We start from the raw sequence: 20,003 nt of genomic DNA, 5'->3' as shown, positions 1-20,003 counted from the left end.
ACGGCCTCCGGGACAGCTTCTTGGCATCGACACCCTTTGAGCTACCAAGAGGCCCTGCCTTCATGCACGACAGCCGTCACGCTCACCCGATCGAGACTCCCGTTCGACTGGCAGCGCCTTCACGGCTCGCCGCCAGCGGCGCGATAGTCAGTTGCGTTCAAGCCGGCACTTCGTCACCTTTGCCAGGTGACATCACAAGACCTTGGCCGCGTGGAGCGGATCGGCAACACGGTGCACCGACCGGTGGGGCCGTGGACACCGGCGGTTCACGGGCTGCTTCGTCATCTTGAGGCCGTCGGCTATCAGCGAGCACCCCGTGTGCTCGGCTTCGACGAGCAGGGAAGGGAGGTTCTGACCTGGATCGATGGCGAGTCCGGTCCGGACGGCTGGGCCAAAGTCGTCGACGACCGAGGCCTGATCGCCTTCGCCCGCCTGCTGCGCGAGTACCACGACGCCGTCGCCGGCTACCGCCCTCCTGACACAACCTGCTGGTCCACCAAGACCGCTGGACCTGCGGGCGATGAGGTGATCTGCCATGGGGACTTCGGGCCGTGGAACATCGCCTGGCGCGGCAGTCAGCCGATCGGCATCCTCGACTGGGACCACGCCCGTCCGGCGCAGCGGTTGCACGATGTCGCCTACGCGCTCGAATACGCCGCTCCGTTCCGGGATGACGCCGAGTGCGTGCGCTGGCTGCGCTACCCCCGGCCGCCCGACCGGCGTCGCCGCCTTGAGGTGTTCGCCGGCGCGTACGGTGTTACCGACACGGCGGGGCTGGTCGACGCCGTCATTGCCGTTCAGGAAGAGGGCATCGACGCCGTTCGCCGCCTCGCCGAGCAGGGTCACGAACCCCAGGCCACCTGGGTTGCCGAAGGCCATCTGGACGAGCTTCGAGATCGTGTCGCGTGGAGCCGGGCCAACCGGGATCTGATCGACTAGCGATGTCGCGCTTGTGGGCCTCGGTTCCACGGCAGCAGTCACGCTCATCAGATCAGGACTCCCGATCGACTGACACCCCTCAAGATCGGACCGACAACAACCACTTGAGAGAGCCCTCGAAGCGCGAGCAGCGACCCGGCCGCGGAGGACCCGATTGGTCGCGACACGGTCCGCGAGGTCTACATCCGCCGCGCCGTACCGCAGTTCACCCGATTCGTATTCTCACCCGTTCGAGCGATGCCGCAACTGCCTTCCGGGAAGGGAGACTCAGCCCGTGAAGGACTTCAAGAGCGGTAACGCCATCATCACCACCCCCGACGGGATGGTGCTGCTTCACCTCCGGGCCGAGGACGACAGGATTTCCTTCCCCGGGCACTGGTCCGTTCCGGGCGGCTTCCCGAATCCGGGTGAGACGCCCTACGAGACCACGCGCCGCGAGCTGCGGGAGGAGACCGGCCTGGACGTGGAGGGGCTCCTGCCGTTCGAGGTGATCTACCACCCTGACGACGACCCTCGGCGCCGGTTCTTCCACGCCGTCGTGGACGTGGACCCGGCGGAGCTTGTGCTCGGCGAGGGCCAGGAGCTGCGCCTGGTGGCGCTCGCCGAGGCGCAGTCGATGAAGGTGCCCCCGGCGATCAAGGACTACCTCCGCCAGTTGGAGGGGCACCTCAGGATCGGCAAGCCCCGGGTGTGGGCCTCGATCGACCGCCTCCACCGGCGCCTGTCCGAGCACAACGGGGCCGACGGGGATTTCCTGGCGTACCAAGTCCTGAAGGTCCAGGAAGAGGCCGGCGAAGCCGCCCAGGCCCTGCTCGGGGTCCGCGGAGCGAACCCGTACAAGGGGTTCAGCCACACCATGGACGACCTCCAGGGCGAGCTGTGCGACGTGATCGCCGCCGCGATGGTGGCACTTCGGGCCACGACACCGGACGCCGCGTCGCTGCTCTCGGAGCACGTCGCGAGGTGGGAGCGGTGATCGAACGACTCGACGCCGTCCGGGTGTTGCGGCCGCGAGCCGGAGTGCCGGGGCCGTGGCTCTGGTGAACACGACCACGAAGGTGCTGGCGGAGGTCCCGGCAGGCGCCTACGGGCGCGCCATCGATGAGCTGCTCCCCGTCGGCCTTCACGGTCGGCGGGCGAAGGCTCTTCGCGGGTCCTACCCCACCCGCTTCCGCACCGCCTCAAGGGCCGCCGGCCACGGGTACCCGGCTGGCCGCCCCTGCCCGGGCGGGTTCGGCTCGAACCCGCCCGGGCCGAGCAGCACCTCCACGCCGGCCCCGCGCAGCGTCGCGATCGTGCGATCGAACTGCGGGTGAGCAACCAGCGCCTGGTTGACGCAGGGCATCGTCACCAGGGGGATGCCCTTGCCGATCGCCTCGGCCGCGAATGCCACCAGCCACGCGGAGGTGAGTCCGAGGGCCCACGCGTTGAGGGTGTTGAACGTGGCGGGCGCGACCAGCGCGACATCCGCGGCGGGCCACGGATCGGCTTCGCCCGGTCGGCGGTGCCGGTGGCGGACGGGATGGCCGGTCAGCTGTTCCAGGCTCGGAATGCTCTCGGTCAGCCAGTCGGCGGCCGTGGGGGTGAGACCGAGACACACGTCCCATCCGTCGGCCTGGGCCTGCTCGATGACGGGCACGAGGTCAAGCACGGGCGGCGCTGCGGCGCCCAGCAGGTAGAGCACGCGATCGGTCGACATGGCGCCCATCGAAGCAAGCCGGAGACGGCCCGTCCACACCGGTGTTTACCGAAGGGGCGGAATCGCCGCTACCGCTGGGAGTATCGTCAGCGCTCTCTGCTACGAGACCAGAGGTGGAACCATGGCCTCCCCAGACCCAGACAGCATCGGCATTCGGATCGCGGCAACCCGTAAGGTGCGTCAGCTGACCCAGCGGGCGCTCGCCGAACGCGCCGACATCTCCTACAGCCTGATGTTCCAGATCGAGCAGGGCAGGAAGCCGGCCAGTTCGACCGTGCTGGCCGCCCTCGCCAGAGGCTTGTCGGTTTCCGTTGCCGACCTCACGGGCCAGCCGTACTTGGAGGAGCTGCGCGCGGACCAGCTCGATGGGCTGATCCAACCGATTCGCGAAGCGCTCGATTTGTACGACCTCGGTGTGGATCCCGATGTTGCAGTCCGACATCTGCCGGAGGTTCTCGCCCACGCCGACCGACTTTGTGCCCTGGTGCGGGCCGGCGATCTGCGTACAGCCTCAACGGAACTGCCCGGGCTGATCACGGAGATGACGACTGCTGCTCACTCCGCGACCGACTCCCGTATCTGGTCCGCACTCGCCAGCACGTACCGCAGCGCGTACGACGTAGCCACGAAGTTGGGCTTCCAGGACCTGGCGAGTATCGCGCTCGACCGCATGGCCTGGGCGTCGGAGCGTGCGTCAGACGCGGTCAGCGCCAGCATCCGCCAGTACCTGCGCTCGCTCTCGTACCTGAGGGCGGGGCATTACCGCACCGGAATGCGGCTCGCCGAGGCAGGTCGACGGCTGGCTACGCAGGCCGACCCCGGGATCGAGCGCGAGGCCGTCACCGGCCAACTACATCTCGGCTCTGCGGTGCTGGCGGCGCGTGCCGGGCAGTCCGACGAAGTTGCCGAGCACATCGAGCTCGCTGGCCGCATTGCGGACGGCACGGGCGAGGTTGGCCGCATTCGGTGGCTCACCTTCGGGCCCACCAACGTTGCCGTTCACCATGCCAGCGCCCTGATCGACCAGTGCCTGTACGCGGAGGCTCTGGACGTGGCTCGCACCATCACGGTGCCGCCCGACTGGCCAGCGAGCCGGGCCGCGCACCATCACGCCGAGATTGCACGAGCTCAGCTGTGGAGCGGGCGACCAGGACCAGCCTTCCAAGGACTTTTGAAGGCACGTGAGTTGGCACCACAGCAGACGCGGCACAGCCCGATGGTGCGGGACACCATGGCCTCGATCGTTCGCGCCCAGCGAACCATCCCGAACACGGTCTCGAACTACGCGGCGTGGCTTGGCATGTAGGGCCGACTATCACTCAACTGTGATAGTTCGCTCCGCCACTTCGTTGCAGGCTGATCCTGGCAGACGAACCAGCTAGGAGCAGCGATGATCGTGATGGCCGACCTCACAGCGCCGCCGTGGATGCCGCCGACCGATACGGTTGAGGCGGTAGCTGCGGGCGCTTTCTGGGACGCCGTGGCAGTACCTCAGCACATCGGACTCAATGCCCTGGAGTACCTCGACCGGAGCAGCGAGCGTCGACCGGGCCCGATCGTCTGGGACTCCTCGATCCTGCAGCCGCGGATCTACTTCCTGATCCCTGTCGGGACCGAAACCACCATGTGGCGGCACGAACGACGGCTGTCGGTCGGGACCTACGTAGCCCTTCCCGGGCCGACGACGGTCGGGCCGCCCGGGGTCTACTGGCTGGTGCCTCCAAGCCCCGAGGACCCGCAGGCTCTCGTTGATCCAGCCACTCTTCGCCGGGCGCTCGACCGGGTCCGGACCGAGACGACTGGCGAGTATCGCCCTGCCGGGGGGCGCCTGCAACGCATGCTGGTGACATCCACTCAGCTGGCTGGCGGCTCGTGCATCATCTGCGGTGAGACGGGTCGACCGATGGGGGCGGCTGGGGTCGTTCTCGTTCCCGCGGATGGCTCACCCGAGTTCGACAGTTGGCGGGCACACGATCATGTCGGATTTCGGGTGTGACCTGCGGGAATAGGCGTGAGGTGCCGTCGGGGGCGTGTGTCCACGCCTCCGACAGGTCTTTGTCCTGGTCAGGGCCTATTCGGCGGTGGTGAGGCCGCTCAACTTTGCCGGCATCGGGATGCCGCAGCTCTTGAAGATCCGCTCGTGGGTGTCGGTGGTCTGGGTGGTCTGTTCGAGCCGTCCGGCGGGCCCGGCGAGGGTGACCTGATGGATGCGCTGCAGTTCGGTTCTGATGGTCCGCCAGGTGAGGTCGGTGCGGCGTTCGGCGACGCGGATCAGTAGCAGCGCGAGCCAGCAGAGCAGGACGTGAGCGCGGATGCGGTCGTCGAGGCGGTGGTAGACCGGCCGCAGATACAAGGTCGACTTCATGGTGCGGAAGGCTCGTTCGGCTTCCAGGAGGTTCTTGTAGCCGAGTGCGACATCCTCGGCCGTCAGGTCCGGGTCGGACGTGGCCAGCAGGTACTTCCCGTCGAGGTTGGCCTCGGTCTTGGCCTTGGCGCGGTCGATGGACAGTCGGCCGGTCGTGGACTGCTTGAGCCAGCGGCCGAGGGAGGGGTGGTCCCGCAGTGCGCACTCGGCCTTGCGGTGGGGCGCGTCGGACGGCATGACGGCTCGCTTGAGGCCGGCCTTGGCGGCGCGCTCCCTGGCCTTCTTGGCGTCCGCCGCGCGGGCGGCGGCGATCCGGTCGAGTTCTTCGGTGATCGCCTGGAGTTGCTGCTCGCGCCGAAGCTTGTCCCGTTCGGCTTCGGCGGGGTTGTGGCAGATGATCCAGCGTCTGCCGGGATCGGAGTCCAGGCGGACCTCCTTGACCCGCAGGTTGTCCCGGACGTGCTGGTAGCGGCCCTGCCTGGCGAGGGCCTCGGCAGCTTTTGCGGAGCCTTCGCGCATCTTGACGCCGGTGATGTAGTGCCCGCCGGCGCGGGCGAGGCAGGCGAGGTTGGCCTCGCCGGAGAAGCCGGAGTCGGTGACGGTGACCACCCGGCCCAGGCGCCAGGCCCGCAGATCGGCTTTGACCTGCTCGATCACGCTCTGGTCGCTCGTGTTCCCGGCCCAGGTCCAGCAGCGGACCGGGATGCCCTCGCGAGTGACGGCCAGGCCGATCACGACCTGCGGGAGGTCCTTGCGGTGGTCCTTGGAGTGCCCGTAGCGGCGAAGGGCCCCGTCCGCGGTGTCGGCGTCGTCGCGTTCGAAGTAGGTGCTGGTGGTGTCGAAGAAGATCAGGTCGACCTCTAGGTCGAGGAGGTTCGCCGCGGCGAAGAACACCGCTTCCTGCACGGCGGATTGGGTGTCTTCGCCGACGAGCAGATCCATGGCCCGGTAGGCGTGCTGTTCGGCGATCTCACCCGCGCCGGGGATCACCACGTCCCGACTCGCCCACTCACTCGCGGCCCGCTTGGAGTCCGGTGCCACCGCCCGGTTGGCGACCAGCGCGAACAGCGCCCGCTCCACGTCCGTGCGAAACCGGCGCGCGTCCAGCACCTTGGCCAGGGCCTGGTCGATGCCCAGCAGCTTCCACAGGCCGTCCAGCAGCCAGACCGCACCGAGCGGGCGGGAGGCCACCACCTCCAGCGGGCCACCCTCGACGCCCAGCGGCTCGGCGACGTCCACGTCCGTGTCGCCGAGGTAGCGGTTCAAGGACGCGACCAGACGCCGCAGGGAGTCCAAATCAAGCTTGTCCTCCCGCCCGAGGTTGAGCAGCACGTCAGCCTGCGTCGTGCCGCCCACCCGCCGGTTCGTGGCCAGCTGCACGTACCGAACAACGCTGCCGTCCTTGTTCCGCCGCTGGGTCTTCCGCACGTACATGCCCGCATGATGCCCAGTCAGCCCGGGCCACAGCAGCAGAACACCTGAACTCGCGTGCCCGCAGCCCGATACCGCTCCAGACCACTCAAATCACGCTGACCTGCGATGACATCCGATCGCACCCGGTCGTGTGCCCGCCAACTGTCGAAGCCGGGGCTCAGGGCGTCTCCCGTGGCCTGTCTCCGCCTGTCTGGTGCACGCCGAGGAAGGTGCGGCGTGATGCCGATGTCGATCAAGGGGGAAGTCACAGATCCCCGCCTCGCCGACCTGGACTCCAGCATCCGGAACTGGCTGACGTCCAACCGGCTCGTCCTGAACGTGGATGCGTTCCTCGGCCACGGGTACCTAGCGCTGTGCCTGCGGGCGTGGCCCGACAGCACCGGCGCCCGGCTCGACCTTGCGGTGCGCTGGGCGATCTGGACGTGGGCCGCGGACGACATCCTCGACAGTGCGCTGCTCGATTCCGACCAGGCCCGGGAGTTCGCCGCGGACGTGGGCCGCGCGATCTCCGGTGGAGGGCTGACCGGTGCCATTCACCCCGCTGTGGCCGCGCTCGTACCGCTGGCCATGGAGACTCGGTCCCTGATGCCGGTTGAGTGGTGGCGGAAATACCAGCATGAGATGTCCGCGTGGCTGAGCTCGGCCACGGACAGACTCGCCCGGTACGTGCTGCCGCGCCGAGTGCCGTCGCTCCGGGCCTACCAGGCCATCCGTCCGGACGATGGCGGGATGCTGCTGGCCGCGGCCTGGTGCGAGCTCGCGACCGGGTGTGTGACCGACGTTCTCGACGATCCGCTGGTGCGGGTGTTGTTGATGACGTTCTCGACGGTCGGTTATCTGGCCAACGACCTGGTCGCCGATGAGGGCGACGTCTTCACCGTTGTCCGGGCGCTCGCTCGCACCGAGGGACTGTCGGCCGAAGAGGCGCACGGCCGGGCGGTGGCCCTGCTGGCTGCCGAGCTGGAGCGCTGGCAGTACCTGTGTGGGGTGGTGCAGGACGATGGTGAGGACGGGTACACACCGCCTCGGCTGGCCATGTCACCGATGGGCCTGGAGACCGTAGTGGACACGCGCCGGGTTGCCCGCATCTTCGACCAGTTCCTTCGGGCACTGGTGGAGTGGACAGCGACCAGCACGCGGTACGCCTCGGTGCCGGCCGCCGCCGAGGCGGGTGCGTGAGCACCCGCCTCGCTGGGGTGTACGCCGGCCAGCGCGCGAGGGCCCGGCGCCCCTGGACTTGTTCGCGGCCCAGCTCGTGAGGGATGGCATCACGCGGCCGTCGCTGGGCTGGGCCCACCGTGTCGGACAGTGCACACAACGCAGGCGGCCCAGCGGCGGCGGAGGCCTAGAACGAGCAGCCGTCGCACGCCATCGCCCCGCCCTTCACGCACGCCCCTTTCCACCGGAGGTTCCTCCTTGCAACAACCCATCGTGTTTGGCTCCTTGAACCTGGAGCACGACGGCTGGACGCCGGACGGCCGCGGCGGCGGCCACCTCGACAAGTGGTACGCCGCCCACGAGGAACTGGCCCGACTGCCCCTGGACGTGCTGTTCTGCCAGGAGCGCACCCACTCCGCCGCCAACGGCCAGCACCTGATGCACGTCGCCGAGCGGATGCTTGCCATGCGCGGCTTCCTCGCCCCGGCCAGCCCGGCCGAATCCCCCAACCCCTGCGCCGTCTTCGTGCGCGAGGACACCTTCCGCGTCACCGGACAGTGGCCGCAGAGCGCCAACTGGTGGCACGCGCCATGCGCGGTCTCCGTCACCTACTCCGAGGAGCCGGTCCGCATCCAGCTCGCCTCCGTGCACCTGTCGTCCCGCTCTGCGGCTCAACGTAAGACCGAAACGGAGAACATCATCACCTGGCAGCAGCCACAGCGTGCGCTCGTCGTCGCCGGTGACTTCAACTCCTACTCCGCCAGCGGGCTCGAGACCACCCCCGCGCCGGACTGGCCCAACCTCCCGGACCAGCGCCACCGCGCGCAGCGCACCCTCGACGGCCACACCCCCGACACCGTGCCCGACCGCATCCTCACCAGCGTCGGAATGGCCGACGCCGCCGTCCTGGCCGCCCGTCTGGGCCACGCCGGCGCGCTCGACCCGACCGCGAGCATGATCCCCGGCAAGTGGCCGCGGCAGGGCCCGGCCCAGCGGATCGACCGCCAGTACGTCTCCGGCGCGCTCGCCCCCGCCCTGCGAAGCTTCGAGGTCGTGCCACTGCCCGGCCTGTCCGACCACGCCCTGACCCTGTCTACCTGGGATCCCGACCTGTTCCTGGCCGGCCTCCACTGCCACTCCAGCTCCGACCAGCGCTCCGGCACCGGGCTGGACGGCGCCTGACCGTCCGTCAGAGTCGAACCGGCGTTCGCACGATCGAGTGACAGCTCGCCGATCCGGCTGCGCGCCGGCCCGCCCGGTTGCCAGGATTCCAGCACACGCCGCCTACCGCGCGCTAGCCCCGTCCTTCGCACATAACGAGTTCGGATGATGTGGTGATGCGACCGGTACCCCGGTGGGGTGCCGGTCGTTGAACCCGGCGTGCCGATATCTCGCTCACGTCGCTCACGGGTCCACCGTCCACGCTTCGCCGTGGAGTTGACGCCCGTGGTGGAGAGGCGTCTGGGCGCTCTGCCCGCCTCTGCCGAGTTTCTGCGCCGGCTGGACGTGGCCGGGATCGTCGATGAGCTGTGCCCGATCCGCGAGGTCGCGCACCTCACGCACGGCCAGGTGATCGAGGTGCTGGTCGCCAACCGGCTGTCCGCCCCGGCACCGCTGGTCCGCGTGGGCGACTGGGCCCGGGAGTGGGCGGTGGAGGAGGTCTTCGGCATCTCGCCGGACCTGCTGGGCGACGACCGGCTCGCCCGCGCCCTGGACGCGATCGCGCCGCATCTGGAGGAGCTGGTCGGCACCGTCGGCACCCAGGCCATCGCCGAGTTCGGCATCGACGTGTCCCGGATCCACTGGGACATGACCTCGATGTCCCTCTTCGGCGCCTACGAGGCCCAGGACGAGGCGTTCCCGCAGGTCAAGTACGGCCACCCCAAGGACCGCAGGGTCGACCTGAAGCAGATCCAGGCCGGCCTCGCGGTCAGCGGCGACGGCGGGATCCCGCTCTTCCACCGCGTCTACGACGGCGGCGCGGGAGAGGTCGCCCAGGTCGTCGGCGCGATGAACGCCCTGCGCATGATGGCCGGCCGCAGGGACTTCCTGCTCGTCGCGGACTCCAAGCTGGTGTCCCACCCCAACGTCACCGCCCTGCTGGACGCGAAGGTCGCCTTCATCGCCCCCGCCCCGGCCGCCAAGGTCCCCGACGAGGTCTACGCCGCCTTGAGCCTCGAAGACACGCAGGTGGTGGACCACGTCCCGCAACGCGACGCCGGCAAGAACGCCCGGGCCCGGGAGACGTATCGCGTGCTGGAGGACACCCACGCCCTGCCCGGGCGACGCAAGAGCGACCCGGTGCACATCCTGCGCAGGATCCTGGTCCACTCCAGCGGCAACGCCCGCGGCCGGCAGAGCGCCCGCGCCAAACGCCTGGCCCGCGCGGCCGAGGACCTGGACAAGCTCCAACGAGGCGCGGGCGGTCGCTTCTACGGCACAGCCGAGAAGATCGCCGCCCGCATCGGCGTGATCGCCAGGAACCACCGGGTCGACGACTGCCTGCGGACCACCGTCACCACCGACGAGACAGGCCGCCCCGGCCTGGAGTGGCACTTCGACCAACAGGTACTCGACGCCCAGGAGGCCGTCGACGGCTGGTACGCGCTGCTGACCAATCTCACCCCCGAGCAGGCCAGCGCCGAACAGGTCCTGTTGCGCTACAAGGGCCAGGCCGTGGTCGAACGCCGCTACCACGACTTCAAGGGCCCCCTCGCGGTCGCCCCCGTCTTCCTGCAGCACAACCGGCGCATCGCCGCCCTGATCACCGTGATCTGCCTGGCCCTGCCGGTCTTCTGCCTGATCGAACGTCAGGTCCGCCAGGCCCTGGGCCCAGAGCAGACCATGCGCGGCCTCTACCCCGACAACCGGGCCGTCCGCCCCACCGGCCGCATGATCTTCTACCACCTCGCCAGCCTCATGATCCGGCCCGGCACCGCGACCAGCCCACCCGTCGTCCTCATCAACCGAGGAGTCCAAGCACACCTGCTCGAACTCCTCGGCATCGACGAAACCCGACCCCGCTGGCTGGAAACCTAAACCCCCATGTGCGAAGTCCGGAGCTAGCCGCGCGTGAGCTGCTCGGACAGCACCGCCGGCAGGCCCGTCCAGTCGCAGGAGACGAACGAGGCGTGCGCGGCTGCGAGGCGGGCCACCCGGGCGAGGGCGTCGGCCTGGCTCGGTGCGGTGTCCGAGAGCGCCGGGTCCACGTTCTGGGCGTCGGTCATCACCAGCAGGTAGTGGTTGGTGTCGTACCACGAGGTGTCGATGCCGCCGTCGACGAAGGCGTGGGCATCGCCGTCGAAGACGACGAACCACGGGCGCAGCGAGGCGTCGGGGTAGCGGGTGCGCGGGTCACCGGAGGCCGCGCCGAGCACCGAGGGGAAGATCTGCGCCTGGCCGAGGGTGCCTGCCGCCTGGAGCGCGGCCAGGTGCTGGGCGTACTCGGTGTCGGTCCACAGGTGGTCGAAGGGGTTGTTCATCTCGAAGGTCCCCGGGATCGCCTCCAGGACCACCTTGCCGGCCAGGGCCGAGCGGGTCGGCCAGTTCCCGGCCCGCGCCGCCGCGTCGAGCGTCGGGTAGCCGCCCAGCAGGTCGGCCGGGCGGTAGACGTCCGCGCCCAGGTGCGCCTGGACGAGCGCGTCCAACTCGGTGGGGCCCAGGCCGATCGTGGCGTCGAACCCTGCCTTCATCTCCAGCTTGACCATGATCGGCGGGTGTCCGGGGTGGGCCGCGAGCCAGACCCGGATGTCGTCCAGGCAGCTGCCCAGGTCCTTGTTGGCGCCTCCCTGGTAGAGGTCGGCGGGCGTGGACGCGTCGACGCAGTTGTTGTCGTTGCCGAGCGGGTTGGCGTGGCTGACCTTCCACTCGTGGGTGAAGGGATCCACCCAGGTGTCCAGCTCGACCAGTTCGGCCCCGGTGTCCAACGCCTCGGCGAGGTAGGGGAACTGGGCGGTGTCGTCGTAGGTGTTGTGGATGCCGACCGAGGTGCCGGCCGCGAGCGAGAGCCCACCGGTGTCGGCCGCGGTGGACGACCCGGCGGTGAACGGCAGCACGCAGGCCACGGCGGCCAGCAGGACGCCCGCCCGGCGGACCGGGCGGGCGAGGGCGGACAGGACGGACACGGGACCTCCGGAGGCAGGGGCGAACCTTTCTGGCATGTACGCGCACGAGAATAGGGAGAGACAGTGGCGTTCACATGTCGGTGCGTCAAATATGCGTGGACGCCGCGGTGGTGGTCCCCCGCCGGGGGCGACCGGGTCAGCCCGCGGCCCGGTCCGGCAGGAGGTCGCGGCGCCGGCGGCCGATCAGGTCGGGATCCCAGCCCGGATGCGGGACGGAGGACAGCAGCAGGCGGGTGTAGGGGTGTTCGGGTGCGGCGAGCAGGTCGGGGACGGGCCGGTGCTCCACCGTCCGGCCCCGGTACATCACCAGGGCCTCGTCGCAGACGTAGCGGATCACCGCCAGGTCGTGGCTGACGAAGACCAGGCCGATGCCGGTGCTCCGGCGGATGTCGCAGAGCAGGTTGAGGACCTGTGCCTGCACCGAGACGTCCAGCGCCGAGACCGCCTCGTCCAGCACCAGGACGGCCGGCTCGACCGCCAACGCCCGGGCGATCGCCGCCCGTTGACGTTGCCCACCGGACAGCCGGCGGGGCAGCGCGGCCGCCTCGCGCTCCCCCAGGCCCACCTGGGACAGCAGTTCGCGCACCCGCTCGGCCCGCACCGCGGCGTCGGAGCAGCCGTGCAGGCGCAGCACGTCGGCCAGCATGGCCCCGATGCCGATCCGGGCGTCCAGCGAGAGGTACGGGTCCTGGAAGACGATCTGCACGGCCTTGGCGCGGGCCAGCCGGGCGGCACGGCCGCGGGTCCGCGCCGTGATCGGGGTGCCCATGAGCTGGATCCGCCCCCGGTCGGGCTGTTCCATGCCGACCAGCATCCGCGCGGTGGTGGTCTTGCCGGAACCGGACTCGCCGACGATGCCGAGGGCCCCGCCGGCGTGCAGCGTGAAGGAGAGGTCGTCGACGGCGACGGTGCGGGTGCCGCCGCTGCCCTGGTAGGTCTTGCGCAGGCCCTGGGCCTGTAGGAGCGGGACCGCTGCGGTGCTCAAGGCTCCTCCTGGTGCAGGTCGTCGGCGAGGTGACAGGCCACCAGCCGGGGAGGCGGACCGCCGCCCGCCGGCGCTGCCGACAGGACCGGGGCCGGCGGGAGCGGGAGGGAGGTGACCGGGGCCAGTGGCGGTGCGCTCCGGTCGCAGACTCCGGGGCGGGCGAACCGGCAGCGGGCGGCGAAGGAGCAGCCGGGCGCGCTCTCCAGCAGGCCCATCGGCACCCCGGGGACGGGCGTCAGCCGGTCGAGCTCGCCGTGCAGGCGCGGGGAGGAACCGAGCAGTCCGATGGTGTAGGGGTGGCGGGGCGCGGCGAGCAGCTCGGTCGCGGTGGCGGCCTCCACGATCCGGCCCGCGTACATCACGTAGATCCGCTCGCAGCAGGCGGCGGCGAGGTCGAGGTCATGGGTGATCAGGAGCAGCCCGAGGCCCCGGTCGCGTTGCAGGGTGCGCAGGAGGGCCATGATCTCGGCCTGGGTGGTGACGTCCAGGGCGGTGGTGGGCTCGTCGCAGAGCAGCAGGCGGGGGTCGGCGGTGAGGGCGCCGGCGATCATGACGCGCTGCAGCATGCCGCCGGACAGCTGGTGCGGGTACTGGCGCAGGTGCCGGGGCGGGTCGGGCAGGCCGGCGGCGCCGAGCAGTTCCAGGGCGCGGGCCCGGGCCGCCGCCCGGCTGCGGCCGCCGGCCGGCCGCAGCGACTCGGTCAGGAAGTCGCCGATGCGACGGACCGGGTTGATGCCGGCCCGCGGGTCCTGGAAGACCATCGACGCCTTGCCGGTGCGCACCCCGCGCAGGGTGGCGGCGTCCGCGCCGACCACGTCGCGGCCCTCGACCCGGACCTGGCCGCCGATGAGGGCACCGGCCGGGAACAGGCCGAGGGCCGCACGGGCGGTGACCGACTTGCCGGAACCGGACTCGCCGACCAGCGCGACGGCCTCCCCGGCGGTGAGGTGAAGGCTGACGGCGTCCAGGATCGGGCGGGCCGTCCCGGGCAGGGTCACGCTCAACGCGTCGTACTCGACCAGCGGCGCCCCGGCCCCGGACGGCCGGCTCCCGGGCACGTTCTCGGACTCGACCACCGGCATCAGGACTCCCTCCCCGCGAGCCGGTCGCCGAGGTGTTCCCCGACGACGTTGAAGGCGACCACGACCAGGACGACCGCGGCAGCCGGCACCACCGCGGACAGCGGCTGCCCCTGCAGCACCGCGGCCTGGCTCTGGTTGATCATCGCGCCCCAGTCGGGGGCCGGCGGCTGCACGCCGAGCCCCAGGAAGGACAGCGCGGCCAGGTCGAGCAGGGCGTAGCCGAAGTTGACCGTCGACTGGGCCAGCACGGTCGGCATGATGGTGGGCAGCAGCCGGCGCACGGCGACGAACACCGCCGAGTGGCCCTGCACCCGGTAGGCGGCGATGTACGGCCGCACCTTCTCCTGGGCCGTCAGACCGCGGACCAGGCGTGCGGTGTACGGCAGGTAGGCGACCGCCATGGCCAGCACGGGCGCGGTGAGCCCCTTGCCGAACAGCGCGACGGCGAGGATCGCCAGCAGCAGCGCCGGGAAGGCGAAGAGGATGTCCAGCAGCCGCCCGACCACCGCGTCGACCCAGCCGCCGCGCCAGGCGGTGAACAGACCGACCGCGATGCCGAGGACGGTGGAGGAGACCACCACGGTCAACGGGCCGACCAGGCTGGTCCGGGTCCCCTCGATCAGCGCGGAGAAGGTGTCGTGGCCGCCCGTGTCGGTGCCGAGCCAGTGGCCGGCGCCCGGGCCGGCCAGGGTGGCGCCCAGGTCGCCCCGGGTCGGGTCCTGCGGGGCGAGCCACGGCGCGAACAGCGCGACCAGCACGAACAGGGCCAGGACCAGCAGGCAGGCGGACCGCAGGCGGCTGCCGCCGAGCCGGCGCAGCCGCCTCAGCGCTCCGCCCGCCGCTCTGCGCGGCGGGTTGCCCGGCAGGGGCGTCGAGGCGCTCATCGGGCTCCTCCCGCAGCGCTCACCCGCGGGTCGATCAGCGGATGCACCAGGTCCACCGCGGTGTTGACGACGACGAAGGCGGCGACCACCAGCAGCACGATCGCCTGGACGACCTGGAAGTCCAGCTCGTCCACGCACTGCACCAGCAGCGATCCGATCCCGGACATGCCGAACGCGGTCTCCACGATCGCGGTGCTCACCAGCATGCCCGAGACCAGCAGCCCGCAGACGGTGGTGATCGGACCCAGTGCGTTGCGCAGCACATGACGCCGGATCACGGTGCGGCGGGGCACGCCCCTGCTGAGTGCGACCTCCACGTGCTCGCGCCGCAGCTCGTCGAGCATCGCCGCGCTGGTCACCCGGGTGACCAGCGCCATGAAGGTCACCGAGAGCGCGATGGCGGGCAGCACCACGTGGTGCAGCCGGTCCAGCACCCCGGTGCCGTTGCCGATGGTGGGGAACCAGCCCAGCCGCACGCCGAACACCGAGCGCAGCAGGATCGCCGCCACGAAGGACGGCACCGCGGCGCCGACCGTCACCAGCAGCAGCACCGCGGACCCGGTCCGGGTGCCGCGCCGCAGCGCGCCGACGATGCCGGCGCCGATGCCCACCACGGCGATCATCACCGTCGACACGCCGACCAGCAGCGCAGTGGCCGGCAGCCGGGACCAGAGCACCTCGGCGACGCTCTGGTGGAACAGGTAGGAGCGGCCGAAGTCGCCGTGCAGCACGCCGTCGAGCCAGTGCCAGTAGCGCAGCGGGAACGGCTCGTCGAACCCGTACTGGTGCCGGATCGCGGCGAGTTCCGTAGGGCTCGGGCTGCGGCCGCGGACCAGGAAGCTCGCCGGGTCGCCCGGCGCCAGGTAGAGCGAGGAGAACACCAGGAACGAGGTGACCAGCAGGGTCAGCGCCGTGCCCAGCAGCCTGCGCCCCGCCCAGCGGGCGCCCCGCAGGGCGGCGGCGGGCGTCATCCCCTGGCCCCGATCGCGGCGGCCCACGGGTAGTAGAGGTAGGCGATGGACGGCTGGACGCCGGTGATCCGCTTGCCCAGGAAGACGCTGACCGGCTCCGTGTAGAGCGGCAGCCACGGCAGTTGGGTCATGGCGATCTGCTGCGCCTGCGCGGTGGCGGCGGCGTGCGCGGCCGGGTCGTAGGCGCCGACCGCCTGGTCGACGGCCGCGTCGAACGCCGGGTCGGACCAGTTGCCGTAGTTGCTGAACGCGCCCGTCTGCAGCGAGCCGTACATGTCCAGCGGATCGGTGATCGAGGTGTACCAGAAGGTCAGGAAGAGGTTGACGCCCTGGCGTGCGGCCGGATCCGTGAACAGCGCGGTGTACTTGTCGGCGGAGATGGTGTCGATCTGCGGCTTCAGGCCGATGTCGGTGGCGGCCTGCGCGACGGCCTGGGTGATGATCGCGGTCTGGGAGTCCAGCGGACTGGTCGCGATCACCACCTTCTGGCCGCTCACGCCGGCCTGCCGGGCGAGCGCCTTGGCCTTGGCCGGGTCGTAGGGGTAGGCGGGCAGTGCCTTGAGCGCGTCGGCGGCCGCCGAACCGGGCGCGCCGTTCCAGTTGTTGGCCGTCACCAGCGAGTCGGCCACGTCCCCGACCCCGCCGGCGCCGGCCTTGACGATGCCCTTGCGGTCGATCGCCATCAGCAGCGCCTGGCGCACCCGGGCGTCGCCCAGCGGGCCCTTGAGGTCGTTCACCACCTCGTCGGCGACCGTGGTGTTCTGGCCGAAGTAGAGCGTGCCGGCCGGGCTGTCGCGCAGCTGGCCGTACGCGTCCGGCGGGACCATCCAGCCGCCGTCGACCTCGCCGGTGCGGAACGCGTTGACCCGGGTGGTCGGGTCGGACAGGAAGACGAACTTCACCTGGGCGGACTTGGCCTTGAGCGCCGGGTCCCAGTAGTCGTCGAAGCGCTTGAGCACCAGCGACTGGCCCGGGGTCCAGGAGGAGAACGCGAACGGGCCGGTGCAGTTGACGCCGTCGGCGGGGTTGCCGTAGTCCTTGCCGTCCTTGGCCAGGGTGGCGGCCGACTCGACGGTGCCCGGGCTGGCGGCCAGGTACTTGTTGAAGGTGGAGTCCGGCGTCTTGAGCGTGACGGTGACCTCCATCGGGCCGGTCTTGTCGATCGACTGCACGTTGCGGAAGGGGTAGGCCCAGTCGCCGGCCACCGCGGGATCGAGGTTGCGGCGCAGCGAGGCGACCACGTCGTCGGCGGTCAGCACGGTGCCGTCGTGGAAGTGCACGCCCGACCGGATCCGGTAGACCCACGTGGTGGGCGTCGGGTTGCTGTAGGAGGCGGCCAGGCCTGGCGAGGTGGTCAGGTCGGGGTTCCAACGCAGCAGGCTCTCGCAGACGTTGGCGAGGATCTGGTTCGGCGGGAAGTCGAAGGAGTAGGCGTAGTCGATCGAGGTCGGCTCGGCGAACAGCGACCAGGTGAACGAATCGATCCCGCCGGCGGCAGGGGGCGTGGTGGGCGTCAGCTGGTAGGCGGCGGCGCCGGCCGCGCCCGGGTGGGCGACACCGCTGCACGCGCTGGTGGCGAGCGCGGTGGCGGCGGCGAGGACGGTCAGCAGGCGGCGCGGGGTGGTTCTGGAGCGGGGGGTGTTTCCGGGGCGGGCGTCGGACATGGTGGCCTCCGGGGGCGCTGTGCGGCTGGGAGGGGAAGGACGCGGGGAACCGGCTTGGCCGGTCGGGGTCCGGGTGCGGCCCGTCGGGGCCGGGTTCAGTCGGTGGCGGTGAAGACCGGTCGTCCGTCGAGGTAGGTGCGCAGCACCCGGGTCCGGCCGATCTCCTCGGCCGGGTGCGCGAAGGGGTCGCGGTCCAGGACCACGAGGTCCGCGAACTTGCCCGCCTCGATGGTGCCGGTGACGTCGTCCTGGTGGTTCGCCCAGGCGCTTCCCGCGGTGTACGCGGTCAGGGCCTGGGCCAGCGTCAGGGCCTGTTCCGGGTAGAACGGTTCGCGCGGCTCGTGGTCCGCGGACGCGTTGGGCGCGTCGGAGGGCACGGCCCGGTTGACGGCGACGTGGATGCCCCAGAGCGGGTTGGGGCTGCTCACGGACCAGTCGCTGCCGGCCACCAGGCGGGCGCCGGCCCGCTGGAGATCCCCGAACGGGTACTGCAGGGCGGAGCGTTCCGGACCGAGGAAGGGGATCGTCAGCTCGTCCATCTGCGGCTCGTGGGCGGCCCAGAGTGCCTGGATGTTGGCGGCGGCGCCCAGTTCGGCGAAGCGTGCCAGGTCGTCGGGGTGGATCAGCTGGAGGTGGGCGAGGTGGTGGCGGTTGTCGGTCGCGCCGTTGGCCGCCCGGGCGGCGGCCAGGGCGTCGAGTGCCTCGCGGACGGCGCGGTCCCCCAGCGAGTGGAAGTGCACCTGGAATCCCGCGCGGTCCAGCGCGCAGACCGCCTCGGCCAGCAACTCCGCCCCCACGAAGGTGAGTCCGGTGTTCCCGGTGGGGCAGCCGCAGTGGTCGAGGTACGGTTCGAGCATGCTCGCGGTGAAGTTCTCGGCGATGCCGTCCTGCATGATCTTCACGGTGGTGGCGCTGAACCGGCCCACCCGCCCGGTGCGGCGGCGCTCCTCCAGGTCGGGGAGTTGGTCGAGCCCGCGCTCACGGTCCCACCAGAGGGCGCCGACCACCCTGGCCAGCAGCGAGCCGTCGGCCGCCGCGGCGCGGTAGACGTCGTGGTTGTCGGGGTTGCCGGGGAAGGCGCCGATCATCGCGTCCTGCCAACTGGTCACCCCCAGCGAGAAGAGGTACTGCTGGGCGGCGAGCAGGCCGGCCCGCGCCTCCTGGGGGGTGGCGACCGGGACGTGGGCGGCGACCAGGTCCATCGCCCCCTCCTGCAGGGTCCCCGCCGGGGTGCCGTCCGGCTCGCGCTCGATCCGGCCGTCCGCCGGGTCGGGGGTGTCCCGGTCCACGCCCGCCCGCCGCAGCGCCGCGGAGTTGACCCAGGCGCCGTGGCCGTCGCGGTTGGTGAGCAGCACCGGCCGGTCCGGCACCACCTCGTCGAGCATCGCCCGGGTGGGAACGCCGCCGGGGAAGACGTCCATCGACCAGCCGCCGCCGCAGATCCATTCGCGCTCGGGGTTGGCCTCGGCGTAGGCGGCCACCACCGCGAGGTAGCCGTCCACCGAGCGCTGCGCGGACAGGTCACAGCGCAGCATCTGCACGCCGGCGACCACCGGGTGCACGTGGGCGTCCTGGAAACCGGCGACGAGCAGGCCGCCGGCCAGGTCGACGACCTCGGTGGCGTCGTCGGCCAGCAGCCGGACCGCGGTCTCGTCGGCGACGGCCAGGATCCGGCCCCCGCCGATCGCGACCGCGGTGTCGACCGGTGCCGGGGAGGTGCCGGTGAAAACCCGTCCCCCGACGAAGACGGTGTCGGCGCGCTGCCTGGTGTGTGCCATCAACGATCCCTCCGGCTCGGCGGGTTGGGCCCGCTCGGCGTGGTGTTGAGGAGGAGTGAACGGCAGCGCAACACTGCTGTCAACAGTGTTGCGCCATATTCGCCGGAGCTCGCTAGACTGGCCGCACCATGTCGAAACCATCCACAACCCCTGCCCGCACCAAGCGCGTCGGCTCCCAACTGACCCCCGAGGCGATCATCGAGGCGAGCCTGCGCATCGCCGCCCGCGGCAGTGCCGACGCCTTCACGGTCCGCCGCCTCGGCGAGGAGCTCGGCGCCGATCCGACGGCGGTCTACCGGCACTTCCGCGACAAGGACGAGCTGCTGCTCTCCGTCGCGGACCGCACCCTGGGCGAGGTGCTGGACAGCATCCCCGAGGGCCTGTGCTGGCAGGACCGCCTGCGGGCGCTGGCCGCCGGCTCGCTGGCGGTCGCGCTCAAGTACCCGGCGGTCAGCTCGACCATGGCCAGCCGGACCACCCGGCGCAGCAACGAGTTCCGCGTCGTCGAACTCATCCTCGGCGCGGTCACCGAGGCCGGACTCGACGGCGTCGACGCCGCCGTCCACTACCGGATGGTCGGCGACTCGCTGCTGGCCTACGTCGGCCAGCGAGCCGCCTACCTGCTCTTCGACCCGGACGTGCGGGCCGGCGACGAGTCCTCGTGGACCCGCGAGTACCGGCTGGTCGACGCCGAGGGGTTCCCCCACATCACGCGCCTGGGGCAGGAGTTGGCCGAGGTGACGCACGACCAGATCTTCCAGGCCCGGGTGGAGGCGCTGATCACGGCGATCGAGCAGCGGGCGCGGGCCGTTCGAGGAGCGTGACGCCGGCCGCGAGGGGTGCGGCGCCGCGCCGAGCCGGTGGGCCGCGGCTGTCGATTCCATCGACGCGGCGCAACACTGTTGACAACGCCGATGCGC

17 protein-coding genes are annotated in these 20,003 nt (G+C 71.1%); 8 read left to right on the top strand and 9 right to left on the bottom strand.

Annotated elements, in window-relative coordinates; genetic code table 11:
* Positions 1 to 210: 210 nt before the first annotated feature.
* Both FHX73_RS29170 and FHX73_RS29165 read left to right on the top strand, forming a co-directional pair.
* Complete coding sequence (locus FHX73_RS29170) at positions 211 to 939, top strand: aminoglycoside phosphotransferase family protein (protein ID WP_145908883.1); 729 nt, start codon at positions 211 to 213, stop codon at positions 937 to 939.
* A gap of 274 nt (positions 940 to 1,213) precedes the next feature.
* Positions 1,214 to 1,915: an NUDIX domain-containing protein gene (locus FHX73_RS29165; protein ID WP_145908882.1), complete on the top strand. Its 702-nt coding sequence runs from the start codon at positions 1,214 to 1,216 to the stop codon at positions 1,913 to 1,915.
* A 180-nt stretch (positions 1,916 to 2,095) separates the two neighbouring features.
* Here the strand turns inward: FHX73_RS29165 and FHX73_RS29160 are convergent, their stop codons facing one another.
* Positions 2,096 to 2,638 (bottom strand): flavoprotein, encoded by a 543-nt coding sequence (locus FHX73_RS29160; protein WP_145908881.1) that lies wholly within the window; start codon positions 2,636 to 2,638, stop codon positions 2,096 to 2,098.
* A 121-nt stretch (positions 2,639 to 2,759) separates the two neighbouring features.
* On the opposite strand from FHX73_RS29160, the gene FHX73_RS29155 reads away from it, so the two are divergent.
* Together FHX73_RS29155 and FHX73_RS29150 are read left to right on the top strand one after the other, a co-directional pair.
* Complete coding sequence (locus tag FHX73_RS29155) at positions 2,760 to 3,944, top strand: helix-turn-helix domain-containing protein (RefSeq protein ID WP_145908880.1); 1,185 nt, start codon at positions 2,760 to 2,762, stop codon at positions 3,942 to 3,944.
* Between the two features lie 84 nt (positions 3,945 to 4,028).
* Positions 4,029 to 4,634 carry a hypothetical protein gene (locus FHX73_RS29150; RefSeq protein WP_145908879.1) on the top strand — a complete coding sequence of 202 codons (606 nt, stop codon included), beginning with the start codon at positions 4,029 to 4,031 and terminating at the stop codon, positions 4,632 to 4,634.
* Between the two features lie 75 nt (positions 4,635 to 4,709).
* Here FHX73_RS29150 and FHX73_RS29145 read toward each other — a convergent pair whose 3' ends face one another.
* A complete protein-coding gene (locus FHX73_RS29145) occupies positions 4,710 to 6,437 on the bottom strand; it encodes an IS1634 family transposase (RefSeq protein ID WP_145908878.1) in 1,728 nt (575 codons plus the stop codon).
* Positions 6,438 to 6,656: 219 nt separating this feature from the next.
* Between FHX73_RS29145 and FHX73_RS29140 the strand changes: the two genes are divergently transcribed.
* From FHX73_RS29140 to FHX73_RS29130, 3 genes are all read left to right on the top strand, one after another.
* Positions 6,657 to 7,616 (top strand): terpene synthase family protein, encoded by a 960-nt coding sequence (locus tag FHX73_RS29140; protein ID WP_145908877.1) that lies wholly within the window; start codon positions 6,657 to 6,659, stop codon positions 7,614 to 7,616.
* 264 nt (positions 7,617 to 7,880) lie between these two features.
* Entirely contained in the window at positions 7,881 to 8,777 is an 897-nt protein-coding gene (locus FHX73_RS29135) for an endonuclease/exonuclease/phosphatase family protein (RefSeq protein ID WP_170305127.1), read from the top strand.
* A 264-nt stretch (positions 8,778 to 9,041) separates the two neighbouring features.
* The gene (locus FHX73_RS29130; RefSeq protein ID WP_246213940.1) at positions 9,042 to 10,634 is read left to right on the top strand and encodes an IS1634 family transposase; all 1,593 of its coding nucleotides are present in this window, start codon (positions 9,042 to 9,044) and stop codon (positions 10,632 to 10,634) included.
* A 23-nt stretch (positions 10,635 to 10,657) separates the two neighbouring features.
* Here the strand turns inward: FHX73_RS29130 and FHX73_RS29125 are convergent, their stop codons facing one another.
* The 7 genes from FHX73_RS29125 to FHX73_RS29095 all read right to left on the bottom strand — a co-directional run bounded on the left by FHX73_RS29125 (position 10,658) and on the right by FHX73_RS29095 (position 19,083).
* Positions 10,658 to 11,719, bottom strand: coding sequence for a phosphatidylinositol-specific phospholipase C domain-containing protein (locus FHX73_RS29125; protein WP_246213939.1), 1,062 nt, complete (start codon positions 11,717 to 11,719; stop codon positions 10,658 to 10,660).
* Positions 11,720 to 11,855: 136 nt separating this feature from the next.
* On the bottom strand, positions 11,856 to 12,704 hold the full coding sequence (locus tag FHX73_RS29120) for an ABC transporter ATP-binding protein (RefSeq protein WP_145908873.1): 849 nt from the start codon (positions 12,702 to 12,704) through the stop codon (positions 11,856 to 11,858).
* Positions 12,701 to 13,786: an ABC transporter ATP-binding protein gene (locus FHX73_RS29115; protein WP_246213938.1), complete on the bottom strand. Its 1,086-nt coding sequence runs from the start codon at positions 13,784 to 13,786 to the stop codon at positions 12,701 to 12,703. The genes FHX73_RS29120 and FHX73_RS29115 overlap by 4 nt, the downstream gene beginning before the upstream one ends.
* Positions 13,786 to 14,670: an ABC transporter permease gene (locus FHX73_RS29110; protein WP_145908872.1), complete on the bottom strand. Its 885-nt coding sequence runs from the start codon at positions 14,668 to 14,670 to the stop codon at positions 13,786 to 13,788. The genes FHX73_RS29115 and FHX73_RS29110 overlap by 1 nt, the downstream gene beginning before the upstream one ends.
* Positions 14,667 to 15,641: an ABC transporter permease gene (locus FHX73_RS29105; RefSeq protein WP_145908871.1), complete on the bottom strand. Its 975-nt coding sequence runs from the start codon at positions 15,639 to 15,641 to the stop codon at positions 14,667 to 14,669. Before FHX73_RS29105 ends, FHX73_RS29110 begins: the two co-directional genes overlap by 4 nt.
* Positions 15,638 to 17,305 (bottom strand): ABC transporter substrate-binding protein, encoded by a 1,668-nt coding sequence (locus FHX73_RS29100; RefSeq protein ID WP_145908870.1) that lies wholly within the window; start codon positions 17,303 to 17,305, stop codon positions 15,638 to 15,640. The genes FHX73_RS29105 and FHX73_RS29100 overlap by 4 nt, the downstream gene beginning before the upstream one ends.
* A gap of 95 nt (positions 17,306 to 17,400) precedes the next feature.
* Positions 17,401 to 19,083, bottom strand: a complete 1,683-nt coding sequence (locus FHX73_RS29095) for an amidohydrolase (RefSeq protein ID WP_145908869.1) — start codon at positions 19,081 to 19,083, stop codon at positions 17,401 to 17,403.
* Positions 19,084 to 19,211: 128 nt separating this feature from the next.
* Between FHX73_RS29095 and FHX73_RS29090 the strand changes: the two genes are divergently transcribed.
* Positions 19,212 to 19,907 (top strand): TetR/AcrR family transcriptional regulator, encoded by a 696-nt coding sequence (locus FHX73_RS29090; protein ID WP_145908868.1) that lies wholly within the window; start codon positions 19,212 to 19,214, stop codon positions 19,905 to 19,907.
* Positions 19,908 to 20,003 lie beyond the last annotated feature (96 nt).

This window comes from Kitasatospora viridis (assembly GCF_007829815.1).
GTDB classification, from domain to species: Bacteria; Actinomycetota; Actinomycetes; order Streptomycetales; family Streptomycetaceae; genus Kitasatospora; species Kitasatospora viridis.
This window is presented reverse-complemented; position numbering and strand designations above follow the sequence as displayed.

Coding starts and splice junctions, on each gene's coding strand:
- FHX73_RS29105 (WP_145908871.1), bottom strand. CDS start 15,641: ATGACGCCCGCCGCCGCCCTGCGGGGCGCCCGCTGGGCGGGGCGCAGG.
- FHX73_RS29090 (WP_145908868.1), top strand. CDS start 19,212: ATGTCGAAACCATCCACAACCCCTGCCCGCACCAAGCGCGTCGGCTCC.
- FHX73_RS29160 (WP_145908881.1), bottom strand. CDS start 2,638: ATGTCGACCGATCGCGTGCTCTACCTGCTGGGCGCCGCAGCGCCGCCC.
- FHX73_RS29150 (WP_145908879.1), top strand. CDS start 4,029: ATGATCGTGATGGCCGACCTCACAGCGCCGCCGTGGATGCCGCCGACC.
- FHX73_RS29100 (WP_145908870.1), bottom strand. CDS start 17,305: ATGTCCGACGCCCGCCCCGGAAACACCCCCCGCTCCAGAACCACCCCG.
- FHX73_RS29140 (WP_145908877.1), top strand. CDS start 6,657: ATGCCGATGTCGATCAAGGGGGAAGTCACAGATCCCCGCCTCGCCGAC.
- FHX73_RS29145 (WP_145908878.1), bottom strand. CDS start 6,437: ATGTACGTGCGGAAGACCCAGCGGCGGAACAAGGACGGCAGCGTTGTT.
- FHX73_RS29115 (WP_246213938.1), bottom strand. CDS start 13,786: ATGCCGGTGGTCGAGTCCGAGAACGTGCCCGGGAGCCGGCCGTCCGGG.
- FHX73_RS29155 (WP_145908880.1), top strand. CDS start 2,760: ATGGCCTCCCCAGACCCAGACAGCATCGGCATTCGGATCGCGGCAACC.
- FHX73_RS29095 (WP_145908869.1), bottom strand. CDS start 19,083: ATGGCACACACCAGGCAGCGCGCCGACACCGTCTTCGTCGGGGGACGG.
- FHX73_RS29110 (WP_145908872.1), bottom strand. CDS start 14,670: ATGAGCGCCTCGACGCCCCTGCCGGGCAACCCGCCGCGCAGAGCGGCG.